Origin of the sequence: Serratia sp. CY84636 (assembly GCF_052166245.1) — a bacterium.
Classification (GTDB): domain Bacteria; phylum Pseudomonadota; class Gammaproteobacteria; order Enterobacterales; family Enterobacteriaceae; genus Serratia; species Serratia nevei.
Map to the genome: position 1 here is coordinate 1 of NZ_JBJNOX010000010.1, position 4028 is coordinate 4028.

Here is a 4028-nt window from a genome sequence, read left to right on the forward strand (position 1 = left end):
GGTAACAACCGGCGACGCCGCTGACAATCTGGCAGTCGTGCAGCAGCACGGCGTTGGCCTTCATGTAAGACGCGCGGATTTGCATGCGTTTGCGGGCGGTGGCCAGATTCGGTGGGGAGTCTTGTACGGTGGTTTGGCACGATTCGCCGGACACTTCACCCAGATCGCGGAACGGTTTACCCACGAGCTCTTCTGCACTTTTGTACAGTTTTACCGGAGCAGGGCGGGCGGCCGGCGTGGTCTTGGCCGGGCTGGTGGTGGTCGGCTTGCTGGTGCTGTTTGTTGAGGACGGCGCGATACGTTGCGATGAACATCCGGCCAGCGCGAGCGCTAACAAACAGAGAGGTAAAACACGCATTGAGATTCCTCTGCCTTAATGAAAGTGGCGCTATTGAAGCAATCTATGGCGGAAATAACAAGACGGGCCTTGGCCCGTCTTGCAATTATAGGAATAAAATTGGCGAATAAGCGCTTACCAGCCTTTCACCGCACCACCGTTGAAGATTTTGTTGGCGGCGGCGTCGACTTCGTCAGACTGATAGGCCTGCACGAATTTCTTCACGTTTTCCGCATCTTTGTTATCTTCGCGCGCAACCAGCAGGTTGACGTAAGGCGAGTCTTTGTCTTCCACGAACAGACCGTCTTTCGCCGGCGTCAGGCCGATCTGGCTGGCGTAAGTGGTGTTGATTACCGCCAGCGCGATCTGCTGATCATCCAGGGAACGTGGCAGCTGAGGCGCTTCCAGCTCAACCAGCTTCAGGTTTTTCGGGTTCTCGGTCACGTCCAGCACGGTCGGCAGCAGGCCAACGCCGTCTTTCAGTTTGATCAGGCCGACTTTCTGCAGCAGCAGCAGCGAACGGCCCAGGTTGGTCGGATCGTTAGGCAGTGCGATCTGAGAGCCGTCTTTCAGTTCGTCCAGCGATTTGATTTTCTTGGAGTAACCGGCAATCGGGTAAACAAAGGTGCTGCCGACCGGCACCAGCTTGTAACCGCGATCTTTGATTTGCTGATCCAGGTATGGCTTGTGCTGGAAGGCGTTCAGATCGATATCGCCTTTGCTCAGCGCTTCGTTAGGCAACACGTAGTCGTTGAAGGTCACCAGCTCAACGTCCAGACCGTATTTCTCTTTCGCCACTTTCTGAGCGACTTCAGCTACTTGCTGCTCAGCGCCGACGATCACACCGACCTTGATGTGGTTTGGATTTTTTTCATCCTGGCCGCAGCCCGCCAGAGCCAGAGTACCGATCAGTGCGCCAATTGCCGCGATGGATTTAAATTTTAACGACATATCCCTTCCTCATTAGACTCGCATTAACATGCTGTGAAACTATTTATGGGTAACGGCTTTGACGATGCGATCGCCGCAGAACTGGATCAGATAAACCAAAACTACCAGTAATACTAATACGGTATTCATCACTGTGGCGTTATAACCGATATAACCGTATTGGTAACCGATTTGGCCCAGACCACCGGCGCCGACCGCGCCGCCCATGGCGGAGTAGCCCACCAGGGTGATCAGCGTGATGGTTGCGGCGTTGACCAGGCCCGGCAGGGCTTCCGGCAGCAACACTTTCTTGATGATCTGCATCGGCGTGGCACCCATGGCGCGCGCCGCTTCCACCAGACCGGACGGGATCTCCAGCAGGGCGTTTTCCACCATGCGCGCGATGAACGGTGCGGCGCCAACGGTCAACGGCACGATGGCCGCCTGCAGACCGATAGAGGTGCCGACGATCATGCGGGTAAACGGAATCATCCAAACCAGCAGGATAATGAACGGGATGGAACGGAAGATGTTCACCAGCCCGGACAGGATTTTATACAGCGAGTTGTTGGCGATGATTTGCCCCGGGCGGGTGACATACAGCAGCACGCCGACCGGCAGACCGAGCACGAAACCGAAGAAGCCGGAGACAAAGGTCATCATGACGGTTTCCCACACGCCACGCGCCATCAACCACATCATTGCCTCAGACATAACCCAGAACCTCTACTTTTACCTGATTTTCTTGCAGGAACTTAATCGTCGCCAGCGCGTCTTCGTCACTGCCGTGCAGCTCCGCCAGCATCACGCCGAATTTCACGCCGCCGGCATAATCCATCTGGGCGCTGATAATGTTGTTGTTCACGTTGAAGCGGCGAGCGGCTTCAGACAGCAGCGGCGCATCGACCGACTGGCCGGTGAATTCCAGGCGCAACAGCGGCTGGCGGTCGCCCTGACGTTCCGGCGACAGGCGCGCGGCGTAGTCGTCCGGGATATCCAGATGCAGCGTGGACTGAATGAACTGTTGGGCCAGCGGGGTTTTCGGGTGTGAGAACACTTCGCTGACGCTGTCTTTTTCGATCAGTTGCCCCTGGCTGATGACCGCGACCTGGTCGCAGATGCGTTTCACCACGTCCATTTCGTGGGTGATGAGCAGAATGGTCAGGCCCAGACGGCGGTTGATGTCTTTCAGCAGTTCCAGGATGGAACGGGTGGTGGCCGGATCCAACGCGCTGGTGGCTTCGTCGCACAGCAGCACTTTAGGGTTGCTGGCCAGCGCACGGGCGATCGCCACGCGCTGTTTCTGGCCGCCGGACAGGTTGGCCGGGTAGACGTCGTGCTTGTCCGCCAGGCCGACCAGCTCCAGCAGTTCGGTCACGCGCTTTTTGATCTCGGCGCGCGGCGTATTGTCCAGCTCCAGCGGCAGCGCCACGTTGCCGAACACCGTGCGGGAAGAGAGCAGGTTGAAGTGCTGGAAGATCATGCCGATTTGGCGACGGGCGCGCGTCAGTTCGCTTTCAGACAGCGAAGTCAGATCCTGACCATCGACCAGGACCTGGCCGGACGTTGGACGTTCCAGCATGTTGGCGCAGCGGATCAGCGTGCTTTTGCCGGCACCGGAAGACCCGATAACGCCATAGATTTGCCCGGCAGGGACGTGAAGGGTCACGTCAGAGAGCGCGGTAATAGTGCGCGAACCCTGCTGGAACACTTTAGTGATGTTAGAAAGTTTAATCATATTCTTCTTATTTTAGCGTGGTTGCCCGTGGCTAGATAAAAGTAAACCTCGGCGTGGAACCAAGGTATGGATCAGATGTTAAGGCGTCTAGACGTCCAAGTCAACGGCCAACGACGTTCTCCGGCGTTCTCAGTGCGGGGTAAAACATGCGATACTGTCAGCGTATACAGGCCCTCAGGAGCAAAGCGGTGACACAAAGCGTTCCAGCAATTTTTCTCGATCGTGACGGTACGATTAACGTTGACCATGGCTATGTCCATGAAATCGACAACTTCCACTTTATTGACGGCGTGATTGACGCCTGTCGCGAACTCAAAAAGATGGGCTTCGCGTTGGTGATGGTGACCAACCAGTCCGGCATTGCGCGCGGCAAGTTCAGCGAAGACCAATTTATGTACCTGACCGAGTGGATGGACTGGTCGCTGGCCGATCGCGACGTCGACTTCGACGGCATCTATTTCTGCCCGCACCATCCGGAGGCAGTAGTAGAAGAGTATCGTCAGGTGTGTGACTGCCGTAAACCGCAGCCGGGCATGCTGCTGCAAGCGCAGCAGGAATTGAACATCGATATGGCCGCTTCTTATATGGTGGGCGATAAACCGGAAGATATGCAGGCGGCGATCGCGGCCGGCGTCGGTACCAAGGTGTTGGTGCGCACCGGCAAGCCGGTGACCGAGCAGGGCGAACAGCTGGCCGATTGGGTGCTAAATAGCCTGGCGGACCTGCCGGCAGCCATCAAAAAGCGGGTTTAATAGGCGTTACGAATGAATAGTGAGCGGTCAGATAAAAAATGCATATTATCGCTTGTCATTCTGAACCGGCTCCCTATAATGCGCCTCCATCGACACGGCGCAAGTGATTCACTTCACACAGCGGCCGGGAAGAAAGAGAAAAAATCCCGAAAATTAGGGTTGACTCTGAAAGAGGAAAGCGTAATATACGCCACCTCGAGTTAGCAAGCGAAAGCGCCTAACTCACTGCTCTTTAACAATTTATCAGACAATCTGTGTGGGCACTCCACAA

At 56.0% G+C, this 4028-nt stretch carries 5 protein-coding genes; 1 reads left to right on the forward strand and 4 read right to left on the reverse strand.

Annotated features, from left to right (window positions below; genetic code table 11):
* The 4 genes from rcsF to metN form a co-directional block, all read right to left on the reverse strand.
* A partial coding sequence (rcsF, locus tag ACJ8QI_RS21355; RefSeq protein ID WP_442533052.1) for an Rcs stress response system protein RcsF occupies nt 1–358 on the reverse strand: 358 nt, incomplete at its 3' end.
* A gap of 114 nt (nt 359–472) precedes the next feature.
* Nucleotides 473–1288 (reverse strand): MetQ/NlpA family lipoprotein, encoded by an 816-nt coding sequence (locus ACJ8QI_RS21360; RefSeq protein WP_041036453.1) that lies wholly within the window; start codon nt 1286–1288, stop codon nt 473–475.
* A gap of 39 nt (nt 1289–1327) precedes the next feature.
* On the reverse strand, nt 1328–1981 hold the full coding sequence (locus tag ACJ8QI_RS21365) for a methionine ABC transporter permease MetI (RefSeq protein WP_004932010.1): 654 nt from the start codon (nt 1979–1981) through the stop codon (nt 1328–1330).
* The gene (gene metN / locus ACJ8QI_RS21370) at nt 1974–3005 is read right to left on the reverse strand and encodes a methionine ABC transporter ATP-binding protein MetN (RefSeq protein WP_442533053.1); all 1032 of its coding nucleotides are present in this window, start codon (nt 3003–3005) and stop codon (nt 1974–1976) included. The genes ACJ8QI_RS21365 and metN overlap by 8 nt, the downstream gene beginning before the upstream one ends.
* A 188-nt stretch (nt 3006–3193) precedes the next feature.
* Between metN and gmhB the strand changes: the two genes are divergently transcribed.
* Nucleotides 3194–3757: a D-glycero-beta-D-manno-heptose 1,7-bisphosphate 7-phosphatase gene (gene gmhB / locus ACJ8QI_RS21375; RefSeq protein ID WP_070913927.1), complete on the forward strand. Its 564-nt coding sequence runs from the start codon at nt 3194–3196 to the stop codon at nt 3755–3757.
* Nucleotides 3758–4028 lie beyond the last annotated feature (271 nt).